This window comes from Mesorhizobium sp. M0047 (assembly GCF_040323315.1).
Lineage (GTDB): Bacteria > Pseudomonadota > Alphaproteobacteria > Rhizobiales > Rhizobiaceae > Mesorhizobium.
Genome location: NZ_JAMYUW010000031.1, coordinates 15,436 through 33,778, shown reverse-complemented (window position 1 = coordinate 33,778; position 18,343 = coordinate 15,436). Strand labels below are relative to the sequence as shown.

Genomic DNA, 18,343 nt, shown 5'->3' with positions numbered 1-18,343 from the left:
GGATGGCTGAAACGGCGTCAGACGAGATCGGTGGATTTGGGAGGGAATGGGTCGGGCACGGAACTTCGCCCGTGAAGGAACGGCATCGGTAGCGCCGATGGTTGCTGCACCGGTGGAACCATGGTGATGGCGAGGCTTTGAGGGAGTACGGCGAGCACCGGCGCGATGCAGGTCGGCGGACAATGCATCGGTTTGCCGGTGTCGCCCGCGCCCTTGAGGCAGGCGTTGCAGTCGCCATTCATGGCGGTGTCGGCCATCTTGGCCATGCCGGTGCCGACAGGCATTGTCATGCCGCCGCCAGCCATCATCATCTTCGCCGACATGACGCTCGCCTGAGCGGCAGACAGGCTGAACCCGGCGGTCAGGAATACCGCGAGGAGCATGACAAGCATATGTTTTGGCGACCGGCGTGCCATCATGCATCTAGGCTGGCCTCAAAAGATGGCATTTGCAAGCTGGATTCCGATGCTGCGACAATCCCGGCATCGCATCGTGCCTGAGGAAGAACATGCTGTTGAGGGCTTTGGACTGTCGGTAATCCGCTTACGAAGCCTGGCCGTGTCGCCAGCAGGCGATGAAATGGCCGGCCGCTGTCTCTCTGGCGGGCGGTTCGGCCCTTTTGCAGTCGGGCAGGACCAGAGGGCAGCGGTCGGCGAAGGAGCATCCGGTGTTCGGGGCTTCCTCGATGTCGACTGGAGCGGATAGCTTCGGCTCAGCCTCATCGGACGCTGCCGCCAGAAGCAATGCCGTATAGGGGTGATTGGGGCCCTGAAAAATCTGGTCGGATGAGCCGGTTTCGACGAGGCGGCCGCGATAGAGCACGCCGATCCTGTCGGCCATATAGCGCACCACCCTGAGGTCGTGGCTGATGAACAGATAGGTCGTGTCCTTGTCGCGCTGCAGGTCGTTGAGCAGGTTGAGGACGGTCGCCTGTACGGAGACGTCGAGCGCCGAAGTGGGTTCATCGAGCACGACGACCTTCGGCAGGCCGGCGAAGGCCCGCGCGATGGCCGCCCGTTGCCGCTGGCCGCCGGATAGTGATCGCGACTTCTGCTCGGCTGTGGCGCCGGCAAGGCGAACCGATTGCAGCAAGTCGCGGACGCGAGCCTTTATCTCACTGCCGCGCAGGCCAGCGAGCCGGCGCAGCGGGCGGCCGAGGATCCTGCCGATCCGCTGGCGCGGGTTGAGCGTGCGATCCGGCGACTGGAAGACCATCTGCACGTCGCGGCGTTCGGCAAGGTTCCTTCTCTCGACGCGCGGCGCGACGGTCCTTCCGAACAGTTCGACCGACCCGGCGTCGGGCGGCTGCAGGCCGGTGACGATCCTTGCCAGGGTCGACTTGCCGGAACCGGACTCGCCGATCAGCCCGAAGGTCTCGCCCTGGCCGATATCGAGATCGATGCCGTGCAGCACTGGCTGGCTGCCGAAGGCATGGCTGATGCCCTTGCAGGCGATCGCGATCCGGCGTTCCTTTGGCGGGCCAGCGGCTTCATTCTGGACTGCCAAGCGCGATGGCTGGCCGTCCGTCTCCGCCAGTCTTCCGTTCCGCTTGGTGTAATTGAGCGCCGGGATCGAGGCGATGAGCGCCTTCGTATAGGCGTGAGACGGGTTGTCGAAGACATCGCCGGCGGCGCCGCTTTCGACCACCTTTCCCGACTGCATCACCGCCACCCGGTCGCAGGAGCGGCGGATCATGTTGATGTCGTGGCTGATCAGCAGGATGCTGGTTTTGTGGTCCTTGCGCAGGTCGGAGAGGATGGCGATGATCTCGGATTGGACGCTGGCGTCGAGCGCCGTCGTCGGCTCGTCCAGCACCAGCAGCGACGGGTCGAGCGCAATCGCGATGGCGATGTTGGCACGCTGCTGCATGCCGCCGGAGAGTTCGTGTGGATAGAGCCCCAGCACCCGCTCCGGATGGCTCACCCGAACGCGCCCGAGCAGTTCGCAAGCCCGCTCGCGCGCCTCGTCATGGCGCACCGGGCGATGCCGCATGATCGTTTCGGTGATCTGGCGGCCGATCGTCATGCTTGGGTTAAGGGCCGCGCCCGGATGCTGGTAGACGGCGGCGATATGATCCCCCCTAAGCTGGCGCAACTGCTCGGCGGGGAGGTCGCGGATTTCCCGGCCCTGGAATTCCAGCGCTGACGCCGCGACGCGGGCATTCCTCGGCAGATAGCGCAGGATAGCGAGCGCGACCGAGCTTTTCCCCGATCCGGATTCGCCGACAAGGCCGAGTGCTTCGCCTTCGGCTATGCGCAGCGAGACGCCGCTGACGGCGGGATGCGACCCATTGCGCCCGTCATAGGCGATGGAAAGCTGGTCGACGTTCAGAACCGAGGAGAACATTGGGGGCTTGAAACCACTTTCTTCCAGCGTCGCGATCGAGGGCAATCGCTTCCACTTTCTCAATGCATTATCTCTATAAAGTTACTCGAATTAAGCCGGAGCGCAATCTAACTTTCAGGGCTCAAGAGAGATTGTCGCCGTCTGCCGAAGCAGCGCGACGTCCCTCGGAGCAGATCTGGAAGGAGACCGGCATGGCTCGAGCCCACATGATCCTCAGCGCATTTTTCTTCAACCCGCAGGGCGATCATCGGATGTCGTGGCGCCATCCGCGGGCGCCGGGCCGCGAGGTGCTGGACTTCGAGTTCTACCGCGATCTCGTGCAGGCGGCCGAGCGGGCCAGGATCGACACCATCTTCGTCGCCGACCACGTGTCGATCTGGGATTCGGTCAAGAGCGGTGTCGCCCACTACGCCAATGCCCGCCTCGAACCGCTGACGCTGCTGTCGGCGCTGGCCGGGGCGACCAGCCATATCGGCCTGATCACGACGGCGTCGAGTTCCTACAGCGAGCCCTACAATGTGGCGCGCATGTTCGCCTCGCTCGACCATATAAGCAAGGGCAGGGCATCGTGGAACGTCGTCACCTCGGCGATGGATGAGGAGGCGCGCAATTTCGGCCGCGATGGCAACATCGAGCATGCGTTTCGCTATGAGCGCGCGGCCGAATTCCTCGATATCGTCAAGGCGCTGTGGGACAGCTGGGAAGACGAGGCGCTGCTGATCGACAAGGCGTCGGGCTATTTCGCCGACCCCGACAAGGTCCATCCCATCGACCACAAGGGCAAGCATTTCAAGGTGCGCGGGCCGCTCAACGTCTCACGGCCGCCGCAGGGCCATCCGCTGATCGTCCAGGCCGGATCGTCCGAGGACGGCAAGAACTTCGCCACCGCGCAGGCCGATGCGCACTTCGCCATCTACAGCACCAAGGAGGATGGCATCAAATATCGCCAGGACATCAACGAGCGTCTCGCCCGCCACGGCAGGCGGCCGGAGAGCTTCAAAATCTTGCCCGGCATCCTGCCGATCGTCGCCCCTTCCGAGGCGGAAGGCCGGGAAAGACAGGAATACCTCCAGACCCTGCTGCCCGACCAGGTCGGCATCGACCTGCTGTCGAGCTGGAGCGGCATCGATCTCTCCGTCTATCCGCCGGACGGGCCGCTGCCGCCGCTGCCGGACGAAAGCACCTTCAATGGCGGGCGCACGTCGCTCAACCGGGTCAAGCAGTGGGCGAAGCAGAATCTCAGCCTGCGAGAGATTGCCCGCAAGCTCGCCAACAGCGGTTCTGTACCGACCGTCGCGGGCACGCCAAGACAGATCGCCGACCAACTCGAAGACTGGTTCGTTTCCGGTGCCGCCGACGGCTTCAACCTGATGTTCCCGCTGCTGCCGGAGGACTGGGTGAACTTCGCCGAACAGGTGGTGCCCGAGCTGCAACGGCGCGGCGTGTTTCCGAGCGAATACGCGCAGGGAACGCTGCGCGACCGCTTCGGCCTGGCGCGGCCCGCCAACCGCTTCGCCGAGCAGCGCGACAATGCGCGCGCCGTGTCCTGACCGGGAGAACGATCATGACTGTCGCCCCAAGATTGCAGCCTCGTGAAGCGACCGCTCCGCAGCTCGTCAACGTTCTGCACAGCCCCAAGCGCGTGCGGGTCAAATTCGGCGGCCGCACCATCGCCGACAGCCGCAACGTGCTGGTGCTGCGCTCCAACCATTTCCTGCCGATCTATTTCTTCCCGCCGTCAGCGGTCGACCCGTCGGTGCTGAAGCCTTCGCTGCATCGCGAACCGCATCCAGTGGGTGGCGAGACGGCCTATTGGGATATCGACAGCGGCGACAGGCGCAGTGCCAACGCGGCGTGGGCCTTCATCTCGCCGCCGGATGAGAACCTGGCGCCGCTCGCCGGCCGCATCGCCTTCACCTGGAAGGCCGTCGACCAATGGTTCGAGGAGGACGAAGAAGTCTTCGTCCACGCGCGAGACCCTTATGCGCGCATCGATGTGCTGCAAAGCACGAGCCATGTGCAGGTCTGGTTCGACGGCGAACCGATCGCCGACAGCCATCGTCCGGTGCTGCTGTTCGAGACGCATCTGCCGACCCGCTTCTATCTGCCCGCGGAAGACATCCGGCTGGAGCGGCTGACGGCGTCCGTTACGACGACGCGATGTCCCTACAAGGGCATCGCCTCCTACTGGTCCGGTCTGCTGAGCGATGGAACGGTGCGCCCGGACATCGCCTGGAGCTATCGCGATCCGATCGCGGAGATGCCCAAGATCAAGGGCCTCATCGCCTTCTATCCGCAGGCCGTGGACCGCATCCATCTCGACGGCGAACCCGTCGCATAGGTTTCAATCTTCATTTCAGAGCAGGGTTTTAACATGACCAAACACAGGGATATCGACGCACTTCGCAATCTGTCGGGAGACATCTGGAATGTCGCCGTCGACGAATATCAGGGCGGCTTTCTCAAGCGCCGCGATCTCCTGAAATATGCCGCACTGCTTGGCCTGACCGGCTTTGCCGCCTCGCAGGGGCTGGGGGGCGCGCGCGCTGCCGCAGCAGCAGGCGGCACAGTGCGTGTCGGGCTCGGCCAGCCGACCAAGGCGATCGATCCGGTTTCGGTGACCGATCCGGCCAGCATCGGGGTGATCAGCCAGGTCGGCGAATATCTGATCCTCGACGACCCAAAGGACGGGCTGCAGCCGAAGCTTGCCCTGTCCTGGGAAGCCGACGAGACGGCCAGCCGCTGGACCTTCAAATTGCGGCAGGGGGTGAAATTCCACGACGGCCGCGCGGTCACCGCCAAAGACGTGGTGGTGAGCTTCGAGCGGCTGGTCGATCCGGCCAGCGGCTCGTCTGCCTTGTCGGCCTACAAGGGCATCCTGTCCAAGGGCGGCGCCAAGCTGGTCGACGAGCAGACAGTCGCTTTCGATCTCGACGGTCCGAACAGCAACTTTCCCTTCTATGTTTCCTCCGACGTCTACAATGCCGTCATCCTGCCGGCCGACTATGCCGGTGATTTCGAGAAGACTTTCAACGGCACTGGCCCGTTCAAGCTCGAATCCTTCCGTCCCAAGCAAGGCGCCAGCTTCGTGCGCAATGAGGATTACTGGGGCGACAAGGCGCTGCCCGACCGGGTCGAGATCAAGTTCTTCGACGACGAGCAGGCGCAGGTGCTGGCGCTGCAGGCCGGCCAACTCGACGTTATCCCGAGCACGACGCGCCTGGAACTCGCGATCGAGGGCAATCCGAATTTCAAGCTGCTGAGCGTGCAGGCGAGCTCACACGACCAGGTGCATCTCAGAACCGACCAGGCTCCGTTCACCGACAAGCGCATCCGCCGTGCGCTGGCCCTCACCATCGATCGCGAGGCGGTGGTCAAGGGCCTGCTCAAGGGCCGTGCAATCGTCGGCAACGACAGCCCGTTCGCGCCGATCTTCCCCTCGGCCGATCCGTCGGTGCCGCAGCGCAAGCAAGACATTGCGGAAGCCAGGCGGCTGCTTGGCGAGGCGGGCGTGCCCAACGGCTTCGAGGTGACGTTGACCACCGAGCGCGCCTATGACATTCCCGACTATGCGGTGATCATCCAGAACTTCGCCAAGAAGGCCGGCATCGACGTCAAGCTCAATGTCCTGCCGCAGGACGCCTATTACGGCTCGGCGACTTTCGGCAGCTCGCCCTGGCTGGATTCGGTGCTCGGCATCACCGACTATGGCCATCGCGGCACGCCCGATATCTTCCTCAACGCGACGCTGAAGAGCTCGGGAGCCTGGAACGCGGCGCATTTCAACAACCCGGCCTATGATGCGCTGCTGCTCGACTACTCGAAGGCACGTGATCTGCAGGCACAGCGCCTCGTTGCCGGCAAGATCCAGACCCTCTTGCTTGACGAGACGCCGGCGATCATCAGCTACTTCTCGCAATACAGCCGGATCGTCAGCTCAAAGGTCGAGGGCGTGCGCTTCACCGCGATTTCGCATCTGCTGCTCGACCGCGTTTCCTTCGTCCAGGCATGATCGCGACATGCTGACCGGCCGCATTCTGTCGGCGCGTGTGGGCACGCTCGTCCTCACGCTGTGGCTGGTCAGTATCCTGGTGTTCTTCGCCGGGCAGGTTTTGCCCGGCGATGTCGGCCGCGTAATGCTCGGGCCGTTTGCCGACGCGCAGGCGGTGGCGGAGCTGAACAAGCGGCTCGGCGCCGACCAGCCGGTTCTCGTCCAGTACTGGCTCTGGTTCAGCAAGGCGGTCACAGGTGACTTCGGCACGTCGCTGTCGATGCGCGGGCCGGTGGCGCCCTTCGTGCTGGAAAGCCTCAAGCGCTCCGCTGCCCTTGCCGGCATTATTCTGATTCTTCTCGTTCCGCTCGGCGTGGGCGCCGGGATCGTTGCCGGACTCAACGCCGGCCGCTTCATCGACCGGCTGATTGTGATGGCGGGCGTCTCCTTTGGCATCGTTCCTGATTTCGTTTCCGGCCTGATGCTGCTCATCGTCTTCGGCCTGTGGCTGAACTGGTTCCCGATCTCAGGCGTTGCGCCGGCTGGCGCGGGCTTCTGGACGCATGGTTATTATCTGATCCTGCCGGCGTTGCCGCTGGTGCTCAATCTTGCCGGCTACATCGCCCGGATGACGCGGGCAGGCGTGATCGAGGCGATGGCCGCCGACTACACACGCACAGCCGTCCTGAAGGGTCTGAATCGGCGTGAGATCATCCTTCGGCACGTGCTGCGCAATGCGCTGACGCCGACCATCGCGGTGCTGGCGACGCAGACCGGATACATGCTTGGCGGGCTGGTGGTGATTGAGGCGCTGTTCGGCATCCAGGGGCTTGGCAATCTGGTTTTGAACGCGGCCAAGGCACGCGATTTTCCGATGCTCGAGGCCGGCGTGCTGGTGATGGCGGCAATCTTCGTGCTGTCGGCGGCAGTGGGCGACCTCGTGCTGGCCTTGCTCGATCCGCGGCAGCGCCGTCGGACCTCGCCATGACGGATCTGACGGAATCTCCGGCGCCGCGGCGCGCTGTGGTTGGTTTGCCAGCGGTGCGCAGGATCGGCAGTGCTTTCTCCGGACTGCCCCCATCGGTCGTGATCGGAACGCTGCTGCTGCTGTTCTGGGTCGCCTGCGCGCTGTTCGGCAATCTCTTCGTTCCCTACGATCCGTATGCCGAGGATTTTCTGGCGACGCTAACGCCGCCCGATGCCTTGCATTGGTTCGGGACCGATCAGCTCGGCCGCGACCTGCTGTCCCGCATCGTGGTTGGATCGCGCGACATCCTGCTGGTTGCGCCGTTGGCGACGCTGGCCGGCGTTGCGGCCGGCAGCATCATCGGCCTGGTGCTCGGCTATTTCGATGGCCTCACCGATGCCATCGGTGCGCGGCTGCTCGATACGCTGATGGCATTTCCGTTCATCGTTCTCGTCACCATGACGCTGGTGGCGATCGGGCCGTCGAACCTGACCGTCATCCTGGTAATCGGCATCGCCTATGCGCCGCTGGTGGCGCGCACCGTCCGCGCCGCCGTGCGCGAGCAGAAGGAGCGCGAGTATGTCAGCGCCGCCCGGCTCGGCGGCGAAGGCGCGCTTGCCATCATGTTCCTGGAGATATTGCCCAACATCAGGGAGACTATCCTCATCGAACTCGTCACCCGGCTAGGCTACGCGTTCTTTTCGATCGCGACGCTGAGTTTTCTCGGCCTCGGCATCCAGCCGCCATCGGCCGATTGGGGGCTGGCCGTCGCCGACGGCTACGGCTTCCTGACCGGCGGCAAATGGTGGGTGGTCGTGTTCAATTCCGCGGCAATCGTCTCGCTGGTGATGGCGACAAACCTCATCGCACAAGGCATCGGTGCCTTCGAAAATAGCGATGCATGAGCGTTAGACCGGGCGCGCTGGAAAACTTCTTTTGCATTGAAGCCCGGCGCGCATCCTTATATCGCATGGCTATGAAGAAAATCGGTTTCCTGTCGTTTGGGCACTGGACGCCCTCGTCGCAATCGCAGGTGCGCTCGGCATCGGATGCGCTTTTGCAATCCATCGACCTTGCCGTCGCGGCCGAACAGCTTGGCGCGGACGGAGCGTATTTCCGCGTGCATCATTTCGCCCGCCAGCTCGCTTCGCCGTTCCCGCTGCTGGCGGCTGTCGGCGCCAAGACCAGCCGCATCGAGATCGGCACGGCCGTCATCGACATGCGCTACGAGAATCCGCTCTACATGGCGGAGGATGGGGGCGCGGCCGATATCATCGCCGGCGGCCGCCTGCAACTCGGCATCAGCCGCGGCTCGCCCGAACAGGTGATCGACGGCTGGCGCTATTTCGGCTACGCGCCGCCGGAAGGCAAAAGCGACGCCGACATGGCGCGGCATCACGCCGAGGTCTTCCTCGACACTCTGCGCGGCGAGGGGTTCGCACGGCCCAATCCACGGCCGATGTTCCCCAACCCGCCTGGCCTGCTGCGGCTTGAGCCGCATTCGGAGGGCTTGCGCGAGCGGATCTGGTGGGGTGCAGCGACCAACGCCACGTCGGAATGGGCGGCGAAGCTTGGCATGAACCTGCAAAGCTCGACGCTCAAATTCGACGAGGGCGGCAAGCCGTTCCACGTCCAGCAGGCCGAGCAGATCCGCATCTACCGCGAGGCCTGGAAGGCTGCCGGCCACAGTCGTGAACCGCGCGTCTCTGTCAGCCGCAGCATCTTCGCGCTGGTCGACGATCGCGACCGCGCCTATTTCGGACGCGGCAATGAGAGCCGCGACCAGATCGGCTTCATCGAGGAGAACACCAGGGCGATCTTCGGCCGCAGCTACGCCGCCGAGCCGGACGTGCTGATCAAGGAATTGGCTGAGGACGAGGCGATCGCCGAGGCCGATACGCTGCTGCTCACCGTTCCGAACCAGCTCGGCGTCGACTACAATGCGCATGTCATCGAGGCGATCCTGACCCATGTTGCCCCGGCGCTGGGCTGGCGCTGACACCGGATCGGTCAAGACGGATCATTTCAGGGAGGTACACCATGGCGAAGAAGGCTTTGATCGCCTGGGGCGGCTGGGAAGGTCACACACCGGAGCGCAGCGCCAAAATCATCAGCTCGCTGCTTGAGCGCAACGGATTCGACATCACGCTCGGCCAGGGGACCGCGATGTTCGCCGATCCAGAGCTTGCCTCTTTCGATCTCATCGTTCCGGTGATCACGATGTCGACGATCGAGAAAGCCGAACTTCAGAACCTGACGCTTGCCGTTCGCGGAGGCAGCGGGCTCGGCGGCTTTCACGGCACGATGGGCGACAGTTTTCGCAACGAACCCGACTATCAGTTCATGACCGGTGGCCAGTGGGTCGCGCATCCCGGCGATATTATCGACTATAGGGTTGCCGTCACCAGGCCGGACGACCCGATCACATCCGGCATCGCCGATTTCGCCTACCGGTCGGAGCAGTATTACATGCACGTCGACCCGAGCAACGAGGTGCTGGCCACGACCACCTTCACCGACGCGCATTTCCCGGGGATAGGCGGCGTTGTCATGCCGGTCGTCTGGAAGCGACGCTATGGCGCGGGAAAGGTTTTTTACAGCGCGCTGGGGCACAATGCCGACGAGTTCGCGGTCCCAGAAATGGCCTTGATTGTCGAGCGGGGTCTTATCTGGGCCGCCCGCTAGATCAGCGGAAATGAGGACATGAGCATGACGGTCTCGGTGACAGATTTGCCTCTGCACACGCCCATCGATGGCCGGCACCGCAAGATGCTGATCGATGGCGCCTGGTGCGATGCGCTCAGCGGCCGGACGTTCGAGACGCGCAACCCCGCCACCGGCGCCGTGATCGGCACTGTGCCGCTCTCCGATTCCAGCGATATCGACCTCGCGGTGGCGGCGGCCCGGCGCGCCTTCGACGGGCCGTGGAGCCGGTTCAAACCCTATGAGCGCCAGGTGCTGCTGCTGAAGATCGCCGACCTGATGGAGCGCCATTGGGAGGAGATCGCGCGTTCAGACACCATGGATATGGGCATGCCCATCGTGCGCACGCTCGCCAACAAGAACCGCGTGCTTGGCATGCTGCGCTTCTACGCCGGCATGGCGACAGCGATCCATGGCCACACGATCGGCAATTCGCTGCCGGGCGAGATCATTTCGTACACGCGCAAGGAGCCGGTCGGCGTCGTTGGCGCGATCATTCCGTGGAATGCGCCGACCGCCGCGTCGATCTGGAAGATCGGCCCGGCGCTGGCGACCGGCTGCACCATCGTGCTGAAGCCTTCCGAGGAAGCGCCGCTGACGCCGCTGCTGATCGGCGCGCTGATGATGGAGGCCGGCGTGCCGCCCGGCGTCGTCAATGTCGTCACCGGCACTGGTGCCGAGGTGGGCGCGCCGCTCGCCGCCCATATGGACGTCGACAAGATCGTCTTCACCGGCTCGACAGTGACCGGCCAGAACATCCTGCGCGCCTCGGCCGGCAACATGAAGCGCGTCTCGCTGGAGCTTGGCGGCAAGTCGCCGGTCATCGTCTGCGCCGACGCCGATCTCGATCGCGCGGTGCCGATCGCGGCGATGTCGGTGTTCGCCAATTCCGGCCAGATCTGCATCGCCGGCTCGCGGCTGTTCGTCGAACGGCCGATCCATGACGAGTTCGTCGAGCGGGTCTCGGCCTATGCGGCGAAGCTCCGGATCGGCGATGGCGCCGACCCCGAGACCGAGATCGGACCGCTGATTTCGCCCAAGCAGCTCGAACGCGTCGCTGGATTCATTGAGGATGGCACAAGGCAAGGCGCGCGGCTGGTCACCGGCGGCAACCGCATCACCGAAGGTGCGCTTGGAGCGGGCAACTTCATCACGCCCAGCGTCTTTTCCGGTGTCACCGACGACATGCGCATCGCCCGCGAAGAGATCTTCGGCCCGGTCATCTCTGCGTTGCCGTTCGACACGCTGGACGAGGTGGTGCGGCGCGGCAATGACACGCCCTATGGGCTGGGCGCCGGCGTGTTCACCCGCGACCTCGGCAAGGCGCACCAACTGGCCAACAGCCTGCGCGCCGGCTCGGTCTGGGTCAACACCTACCACGCCATCGACCCGGCAGTGCCCTTCGGCGGCTACAAGATGAGCGGCTACGGCCGCGAGGGCGGGGCGGAGCACCTCGACGAATATCTTAATACCAAGGGCGTGTGGATAAGGACGGATTGAGAGGCCGGCATTTTGCAGATGGCGCTCTACGGCGCCCCCCTCTGTCCTGCCGGACATCTCCCCCACAAGGAGGGAGATTGGCAGTTTCGGCGCTGGCTCTCCTCCTGCTACGTTGAAGATTGGCGAAGGTCGCGGTGACGGCCAATCTCCCCCCTCGTGGGGGAGATGTCCGGCAGGACAGAGGGGGGCGCCAAGGAACTCGACGGCGGTGCTGGGTTCTTCCCGCTCCACTCACCCGATGCCACCCGTGACAGCATAGGCGCCAGCCGTCCGCCCATCCTCCAGCCGCACGACCGCCGTCACGATCGAGCCATACGAGCCGCGCCAGACGCTGTGGGACCTCTGATGCTCGGCGGCCGGGACGAGCGCACGCCCGCTGAAGCGCGCGCCGCTGCGCTGCAGTGCGACCGCCTCGCCGTTGACGTGCACTTTGACGCTGGCCGCCTCGGCGACTTCGTTGGGCAGGTCGAGCGTGATGAGGATTTCATCCTGATCGCCGGAAGGCCGCGTCTCAGCGGCGAGCTTTATGGCAAGCGGCGGCGCCTTGCCGTCGCCGGCTCGGGCAGGGCGGCTCGAAAAGACTTCGTCGGGCAGCTCGGGCGTGCGCGGCGGGCGGGTGCGGCGCTGCGTGGAGCGCTCGAAATCGCCGGCCATGCACAGCAGTCTCTCGTCGTCATAAGCCTTGCCGGCGAAGGTCAGGCCGACCGGCATGCGGATATCGGCCATCGTTCCCATCGGCACGGTGACGGTCGGGATGCCGAAATGGCGCCAGACCAGATTGCCGTTGGCGACCCAGGTGCCGTTGCGCCAGGCAAGCGCGGCGGATGCCTCGTCGACATCGGCATCGGCCGGTCCGACATCGGCCGCGGCGGGCAACACCACGGCGTCGATGCCCTGAGCGTCCAGCCAGTCCTCGAAATCGATCCGCCTCGTCGCCTCCAGTCCCTTCAGGCTCTCTTCGAGCGTCGGAATGTCCGCGAAGGGCGTGACGCCGGCCCGCGCCCGCTCGACATACTCCGCCAGGTCGAAGCCGCCCTCGTAGCGGTCGGGCAACGTGCCCGGCGGTTGCGGGAAGATTCTTGGGCCATCGACCGAAACGAGATCGGGCAGGGCAGGGTCGGCATTGGCGCGCAAAAAGTCGTCCCAGCCCCAGATGCAGAGATCCCAGAGTTCGCGGTCGGCGAACTCTTCTGGTACCAGCCCGCGCTCGACCATGGTGCGCGCGCCGGGGCGGTCGCGCTCGTAGTTGGAAACGACGGGAAAATCGACCTCGATCACCTCGGCGCCAAGCCGCGTGAGATCGGCCGCCGCCTGCTCCCACAGGGCAAGCACCGAGGCGCGGGTTTCGATCGGCGCGTCGGCGTCGCTGTCGCGGCCGATATACATTCTGGGCACGCCGAGGCGCATGCCTTTCAACGATCCCGCCTGTGCGAGGTCGGTATAGCGTGGCGGCCGCACGTCGGAGCTTTTCGGCAAGACGACCCAAGGCTGCGCACGCCAGAAATCGCCTCTCGTCTCGGGATCGTCGGCGACGATCACGTCGAGCAGTTCGAGCATGTCGGGCACGCTGCGCGTGTGCGGCACCACGACATCCATGGTTGGCACCAGCGGCCAGTTGCCGCGCACCGAAATGATGCCGCGCGATGGCGTGTAGGCGACCAGCGCGTTGTTGGTCGCCGGCGCGCGGCCCGACGACCAGGTCTCTTCGCCAAGCCCGAAGGCGCAGAAGCTGGCTGCCGTCGCCGTGCCGGAGCCATTGGATGAGCCCGACGCGAAGGCGGCGGTCAGGAAGTTTGCGTTGTAGGGGCTTTCGGCGCGGCCATAGACGCCGCGCTGCATGCCGCCATTGGCCATTGGCGGCATGTTGGTGAGACCGATCAGCACGGCGCCGCCTGCGCGCAGCCGGGCGATGGTGAAGGCGTCCTCATTGGCGACGAGATGCTCGAAGGCCGGCGAGCCGGCGGCCACCGTCAGGCCAGATACCTTGTAGCTGTCCTTGGCGGTGTAGGGGATGCCGTCGAGCGGCCCGAGCACGGCACCCTTGCGGCGCCGCTGGTCGGAGGCGGCCGCTTCCTCGAACATCGCTGGATTGAGTACCGGGACGGCGTTGAGAGTTATGCCGTGGCGGTCGAAATGCGCGATGCGCCTGAGATACGCACCGACCAGTTCGACGCTGGTGACGGTGCCGTCGTCGAGCGCGCGGCGCAATTGGCCGATCGTCGCTTCGACGAGATGAAGGCTGGCATCGGTCATCACTGGTCCCACATTTCCACGCGCCATGGATGAGTGAGGCCGTCAGCTTCGGCAAGAGCCTATCGCGATCTTCGTTGGAACTTTTGTCCGGCTGGCGATGTTGGGTGTATAGTGCGATTCCGAAATGGCCAGGAGGGTGCTGCCGATGACCACGAAATGCGTTGCGATCCTAGCTCTCGCTGTGGCAATGGGCTCAAGCCTTTGCGCCCCGGCCTTCGCTGGCGACCGGCATTACGACCGCCGAGCCCACTCCGAACGCTACGTTCCCGCCGAAGGCGATCTCATCGACATCCTGTTCGGCGGCCCGCGTTACTATGATCAGCAGCTGTTCACGACGGCGGCTGGCGCCTGTTCCTACCATCGCGTCGGACCCGATGCGAATGCGTTGAACAAGATCAACGATCATCACTGCGGGAAGTAGGGCAGTAGGCAGTAGCTACGCCTCAACGCTGGCAGCTTTCCTTCATCCGCTCGATGATATCCGTCCTCCGCGCGAGGTCGCGGCTGAATCGGCAAAGTCGGTCAGTGGCGCCGGCCACTACGGCATCCTCCTATCAATGCCCTGCGTTTTCCGCATGTCTTCCAATAAGTTGAGACGCGTCAGGATTTAGAACAGCGCTCAGGGATTTTTTGACCGTGCAGCCCTACGCCATGCCTGGCTTGCCGGCATTCGCTACAACCAAAGCGCGAAAAAGACATCGCGGAGGGAACCTTTTAGGAGTATCGGCGGTAGTAGCTGCTTTTGTGCAGGGGAGGTTGTAGAGCGTTGGGAGGTGAAACAATGCTTGGTCAGGACGACCTGATCCGAGCGGCCGTCGGACGGCTGCTCGCCGAGAAGACAGGTGCCGCCGTCATATCGATGAGAGAGAGCATTACGGAGCTTCTGACGCTGACCGGTGCCGGGCTGGACGAAACACTGCAGGACCTGTTGCTGGAAATGGCCGAAGTCCGCGGCATGACGGTCGCTCTCGACCTTTAGGGTCGCCGTCGGCCGCGCGACTTCGGCAGATCGCACAAGGTTGAGCTTGTGCGGAGCTTTGCGCGTTGCATCCAATCCATTTGAGGATGTCCTTTACATGCCCATGTGAGGCTGGACCAGCGTCCGCGCCGCGTCTTTCCCTGCCGCGAGGATGCGATCGGACAATTCGGTTCCTTTGACAGCGCGGGCCATTTGAAGCGCACCGATGACCGTCGCAAAGACAGCAAGCGCCACGCCTTCCGGGTCCTTGGCCCGCGGAAGTGCCTCACCCAATTGGCGCACCAAAGCCAGCAAATGGTCGGTATAGGCGTCGCGCGTTTCAGGTGGCTGACGCGCCAGCTCCGGCAGCAGCGCGGCTGACGCGCAGCCCTTTCCCGGATTGTCTCGATGCTCGGCCGAGAGATACGCCTCAATGGCCATCTCCGGGCCACCCGCGGCCAATGCTTCCGCCATCTGCTGCGCCTGAAGCTCCATGGCTGCCGCCACGCTTTCGCGCACAAGCTCCGCCTTGGATTGGAAGTGGGGATAAAACGCGCCGTTCGTCAGGCCGGCGTCGCTCATGATGGTCGCAAGTCCGGACGCGGCTATGCCGTCGCCGCGAAAGCGGTCGGCGGCGACCTCCATGATCCGGCTGCGTGACGCGTCTTTCCGGCCCTTTTCGTAACGCATGGCTGCCATTCCTTTCTGCTATTGCATTATGAGCATAATCTGATATTATGAGTGTAATTCAACGGGCGCATAAAAGCTAGCCCCCATCAGCTTGGAGCACGAAATGACTATGAATTCGGGAAAAACCGCGATCGTTACCGGAGCCTCCTCGGGCATCGGCCGCGCCAGCGCCGAGGCGCTAGTGCGGGCAGGGTTCACTGTCTTCGGAACGAGCCGCCGCAAGGCCAACGGCCCGGACGGGGTGACCATGCTGATTTGTGATGTGACCGATGGCGAGGCCGTCACCGCACTTGTCTCAACGGTGCTCGCGCAGACCGGCCGGATCGACCTCTTGGTCAACAATGCCGGCGTCGGTCTGCTTGGAGGCGCCGAGGAATCCTCAGTGGCACAAGTGCAGGCTCTGTTCGACGTCAATCTGTTCGGTGTCATCCGCGTGACCAATGCGGTGTTGCCGTCGATGCGGCGGCGCGGCGAAGGACGCATCGTCAATATCGGCTCGGTATTGGGATTCGTGCCGGCGCCGTATTCAGCGTATTATTCGGCGGTCAAGCACGCGCTCGAGGGCTATTCGGAATCGCTCGATCACGAGGTTCGTGCCTTCAATATCCGCGTCTCGGTCATCGAGCCGGCGTTCGTCCGTACCGTCTTCGACCAGAACGGGATCGAGCCGGATTCCCTGTTGAAAGAATACGATCGGGCACGAGCCGGACTCGAAGCGCTCCTTCGCGATGTGATGCCTGTAGCCGATCGACCGGAAGTGGTGGCCCAGGTGGTCGTCAAGGCGGCGACCGATGCCAATCCGCGACGGCGCTATACCGCCGGCAAAGCCGCGCGCCAGGTCAGCCTCCTGCGCCGCTTTGCCCCTGCGGGGATATTCGACAAGAGCCTGCGCAAGCAGTTCCGCCTGCCGGTCTGAACAACAGTCAGATAGAGGATCTCACGCACATGCGCCTAGCAACGACGACACAATTGGCCAGTCCCCACAAGACGGAGGTGCCAAGCACGACGCATAGGTTCAATCAGTCGCCCCGCTCACCGGCGTCGTTCCAGGACACGCCGACGCGTTCGGTGGATGTCGGCGGCACGGCGTTCGTCTACCGGGAGCTCGGCCCCAGGACCGGCGTACCGGTGATCCTGCTCAACCATCTCGCTGCTCAACTGGACAACTTCGATCCACGCATCGTCGATGGCCTCGCCGCGACCCGGTGGGTGATTGCCTTCGACAATAGGGGCATCGGTGCTTCGGGCGGCAAAACGCCGTCAAGCGTTGCCGAGATGGCACGGGATGCGGTCGCCTTTATCCGGGCGCTGGGGCTCGAAGAAGTAGATCTCTTCGGCTTTTCGCTCGGCGGCTTCGTGGCGCAGGAGATCGTGCTGAGCGAGCCCAGGCTTGTGCGCAAGCTCATCCTGGCCGGCACCGGGCCGGCCGGTGGCGAAGGCATCGACAAGGTGACGCCGTTGACGATCGTCGACATGATCAAGGGGGCGCTTACTCTTCGGGATCCGAAATACTATCTCTTCTTCACAAGGACGGCGAATGGGCGCCGCGCCGCCAAAGCTTTCCTGCAGCGGTTGACGGAGCGCCACGCCGATCGCGACAAGCCGGTATCGCTGAGCGCGTTCCGCGCTCAGCTCAAGGCGATCAAGGCTTACGGACTGCAGGCGCCGCAGGACCTGAGCGCCGTCCGAATTCCTGCTTTGGTTGCGAACGGAGATCACGACAGGATGGTGCCAACCGGCAACACGCACGATCTCGCCCGGCGTATCCCTGGAGCGCAACTGGTGATCTATCCCGATGCCGGACATGGCGGGGTCTTCCAGTACCACGCCGATTTCGTCTTGAAGGCCTTGGCCTTCCTCGATGCCTGACGTCTTTCTCAGGGCGGTTTTTTCGTCGCGGAACATCAACAAACATTTTCAGGAAGTCACTGTCATGAAGGCATTCGTCGTCGATAAATATAACAAGAAGGGCATTCTGCGGCTGGCCGAGATGCCGGAGCCGGTGCTTGGGGACAATGACGTCCTGGTCGAGGTCCACGCCGCGGCCGTGAACCTCCTCGATTCCAAGATCAGAACCGGAGAGTTCAAGCTCATCCTGCCCTATCGCAGGCCCTTTATCCTGGGCCATGACGTGGCCGGTAGGGTTGTCCGCGTGGGATCGAAAGTCCGCAAGTTCAAACCTGGCGACGATGTCTATGCACGGCCGCGCGATGGACGGATCGGTGCATTCGCCGAGTTCATCGCCATGGACGAAGCCGACGTCGGCCTGAAGCCCAAAAATCTCAGCATGGAAGAGGCGGCCTCGGTCCCGCTGGTGGGGTTGACCGCCTGGCAGGCGCTCATTGAAAGGGCAAACCTAGGGAAGGGACAGAAAGTCTTCATCCAGGCGGGCTCCGGCGGCGTGGGCACATTCGCCATCCAATTGGCAAAGCATCTTAGCGCGACCGTCGCGACAACCGCGAGCGCGGCGAGCGCCGATCTGGTCAGGGGGCTCGGGGCCGACGTTGTCGTCGACTACAAGAAAGATGATTTCGAGAAAGTTCTGTCGGGATACGACGTCGTCTTGAACAGCCAGGACGCAAAGACGCTTGAAAAATCGCTGAATGTGCTGAAACCGGGTGGGAAATTGATCTCCATCTCCGGTCCGCCGGATCCCGAATTCGCCCGGGAAAAGGGACTGAACCCCGTGCTGAGGCTGATACTGCGCCTGTTGAGCCGAGATATCCGGACCAAAGCCAAACGCCGCGGCGTGAAGTTCTCGTTCCTTTTCATGTGGGCGCAGGGTGATCAGTTGAGCAAGATTGCATCCCTCATCGAATCCGGAGCGATCCGCCCGGTTGTCGATCGGATATTTCCCTTCGAAGCGACCAACGAGGCTCTGGCTTACGTCGAAAGCGGACGTGCCAAGGGCAAGGTCGTCATCAAGGTCAGATAA

General features: G+C 63.8%; 17 protein-coding genes. 13 read left to right on the top strand and 4 right to left on the bottom strand.

What is annotated here, in order from left to right:
• Positions 1-17: 17 nt before the first annotated feature.
• Both NKJ89_RS24915 and NKJ89_RS24910 read right to left on the bottom strand, forming a co-directional pair.
• A complete protein-coding gene (locus tag NKJ89_RS24915) occupies positions 18-392 on the bottom strand; it encodes a hypothetical protein (RefSeq protein ID WP_352606413.1) in 375 nt (124 codons plus the stop codon).
• A gap of 151 nt (positions 393-543) precedes the next feature.
• The gene (locus NKJ89_RS24910) at positions 544-2,409 is read right to left on the bottom strand and encodes a dipeptide ABC transporter ATP-binding protein (RefSeq protein WP_352606411.1); all 1,866 of its coding nucleotides are present in this window, start codon (positions 2,407-2,409) and stop codon (positions 544-546) included.
• A 128-nt stretch (positions 2,410-2,537) separates the two neighbouring features.
• On the opposite strand from NKJ89_RS24910, the gene NKJ89_RS24905 reads away from it, so the two are divergent.
• The 8 genes from NKJ89_RS24905 to NKJ89_RS24870 all read left to right on the top strand — a co-directional run bounded on the left by NKJ89_RS24905 (position 2,538) and on the right by NKJ89_RS24870 (position 11,507).
• Complete coding sequence (locus tag NKJ89_RS24905; protein WP_352606409.1) at positions 2,538-3,896, top strand: LLM class flavin-dependent oxidoreductase; 1,359 nt, start codon at positions 2,538-2,540, stop codon at positions 3,894-3,896.
• A 14-nt stretch (positions 3,897-3,910) separates the two neighbouring features.
• Positions 3,911-4,687 carry a DUF427 domain-containing protein gene (locus NKJ89_RS24900; RefSeq protein WP_023759566.1) on the top strand — a complete coding sequence of 259 codons (777 nt, stop codon included), beginning with the start codon at positions 3,911-3,913 and terminating at the stop codon, positions 4,685-4,687.
• 33 nt (positions 4,688-4,720) lie between these two features.
• Positions 4,721-6,358 carry an ABC transporter substrate-binding protein gene (locus NKJ89_RS24895; RefSeq protein WP_352606407.1) on the top strand — a complete coding sequence of 546 codons (1,638 nt, stop codon included), beginning with the start codon at positions 4,721-4,723 and terminating at the stop codon, positions 6,356-6,358.
• Positions 6,359-6,365: 7 nt separating this feature from the next.
• Positions 6,366-7,325, top strand: coding sequence for an ABC transporter permease (locus NKJ89_RS24890; RefSeq protein ID WP_352606405.1), 960 nt, complete (start codon positions 6,366-6,368; stop codon positions 7,323-7,325).
• A complete protein-coding gene (locus tag NKJ89_RS24885; RefSeq protein ID WP_352606403.1) occupies positions 7,322-8,209 on the top strand; it encodes an ABC transporter permease in 888 nt (295 codons plus the stop codon). Before NKJ89_RS24890 ends, NKJ89_RS24885 begins: the two co-directional genes overlap by 4 nt.
• 71 nt (positions 8,210-8,280) lie before the next feature.
• A complete protein-coding gene (locus tag NKJ89_RS24880) occupies positions 8,281-9,303 on the top strand; it encodes an LLM class flavin-dependent oxidoreductase (protein WP_352606489.1) in 1,023 nt (340 codons plus the stop codon).
• A gap of 41 nt (positions 9,304-9,344) precedes the next feature.
• Positions 9,345-9,989, top strand: a complete 645-nt coding sequence (locus NKJ89_RS24875; protein WP_352606401.1) for a ThuA domain-containing protein — start codon at positions 9,345-9,347, stop codon at positions 9,987-9,989.
• A 24-nt stretch (positions 9,990-10,013) separates the two neighbouring features.
• The gene (locus NKJ89_RS24870) at positions 10,014-11,507 is read left to right on the top strand and encodes an aldehyde dehydrogenase family protein (RefSeq protein ID WP_502904151.1); all 1,494 of its coding nucleotides are present in this window, start codon (positions 10,014-10,016) and stop codon (positions 11,505-11,507) included.
• A gap of 231 nt (positions 11,508-11,738) precedes the next feature.
• Here NKJ89_RS24870 and NKJ89_RS24865 read toward each other — a convergent pair whose 3' ends face one another.
• A complete protein-coding gene (locus NKJ89_RS24865; RefSeq protein ID WP_352606399.1) occupies positions 11,739-13,760 on the bottom strand; it encodes an amidase in 2,022 nt (673 codons plus the stop codon).
• Between the two features lie 145 nt (positions 13,761-13,905).
• Between NKJ89_RS24865 and NKJ89_RS24860 the strand changes: the two genes are divergently transcribed.
• Both NKJ89_RS24860 and NKJ89_RS24855 read left to right on the top strand, forming a co-directional pair.
• Positions 13,906-14,181 (top strand): hypothetical protein, encoded by a 276-nt coding sequence (locus tag NKJ89_RS24860; RefSeq protein ID WP_023759557.1) that lies wholly within the window; start codon positions 13,906-13,908, stop codon positions 14,179-14,181.
• Positions 14,182-14,541: 360 nt separating this feature from the next.
• Entirely contained in the window at positions 14,542-14,739 is a 198-nt protein-coding gene (locus NKJ89_RS24855; RefSeq protein ID WP_352606397.1) for a hypothetical protein, read from the top strand.
• 93 nt (positions 14,740-14,832) lie between these two features.
• Here NKJ89_RS24855 and NKJ89_RS24850 read toward each other — a convergent pair whose 3' ends face one another.
• Positions 14,833-15,408: a TetR/AcrR family transcriptional regulator gene (locus NKJ89_RS24850; RefSeq protein ID WP_352606396.1), complete on the bottom strand. Its 576-nt coding sequence runs from the start codon at positions 15,406-15,408 to the stop codon at positions 14,833-14,835.
• A gap of 103 nt (positions 15,409-15,511) precedes the next feature.
• Here NKJ89_RS24850 and NKJ89_RS24845 point away from each other — a divergent pair, with 103 nt between their 5' ends.
• The 3 genes from NKJ89_RS24845 to NKJ89_RS24835 all read left to right on the top strand — a co-directional run bounded on the left by NKJ89_RS24845 (position 15,512) and on the right by NKJ89_RS24835 (position 18,343).
• The gene (locus NKJ89_RS24845; RefSeq protein WP_352606394.1) at positions 15,512-16,324 is read left to right on the top strand and encodes an oxidoreductase; all 813 of its coding nucleotides are present in this window, start codon (positions 15,512-15,514) and stop codon (positions 16,322-16,324) included.
• A 29-nt stretch (positions 16,325-16,353) separates the two neighbouring features.
• Positions 16,354-17,277 (top strand): alpha/beta fold hydrolase, encoded by a 924-nt coding sequence (locus NKJ89_RS24840; RefSeq protein WP_352606392.1) that lies wholly within the window; start codon positions 16,354-16,356, stop codon positions 17,275-17,277.
• 64 nt (positions 17,278-17,341) lie between these two features.
• Positions 17,342-18,343, top strand: a complete 1,002-nt coding sequence (locus tag NKJ89_RS24835; RefSeq protein WP_352606390.1) for an NADP-dependent oxidoreductase — start codon at positions 17,342-17,344, stop codon at positions 18,341-18,343.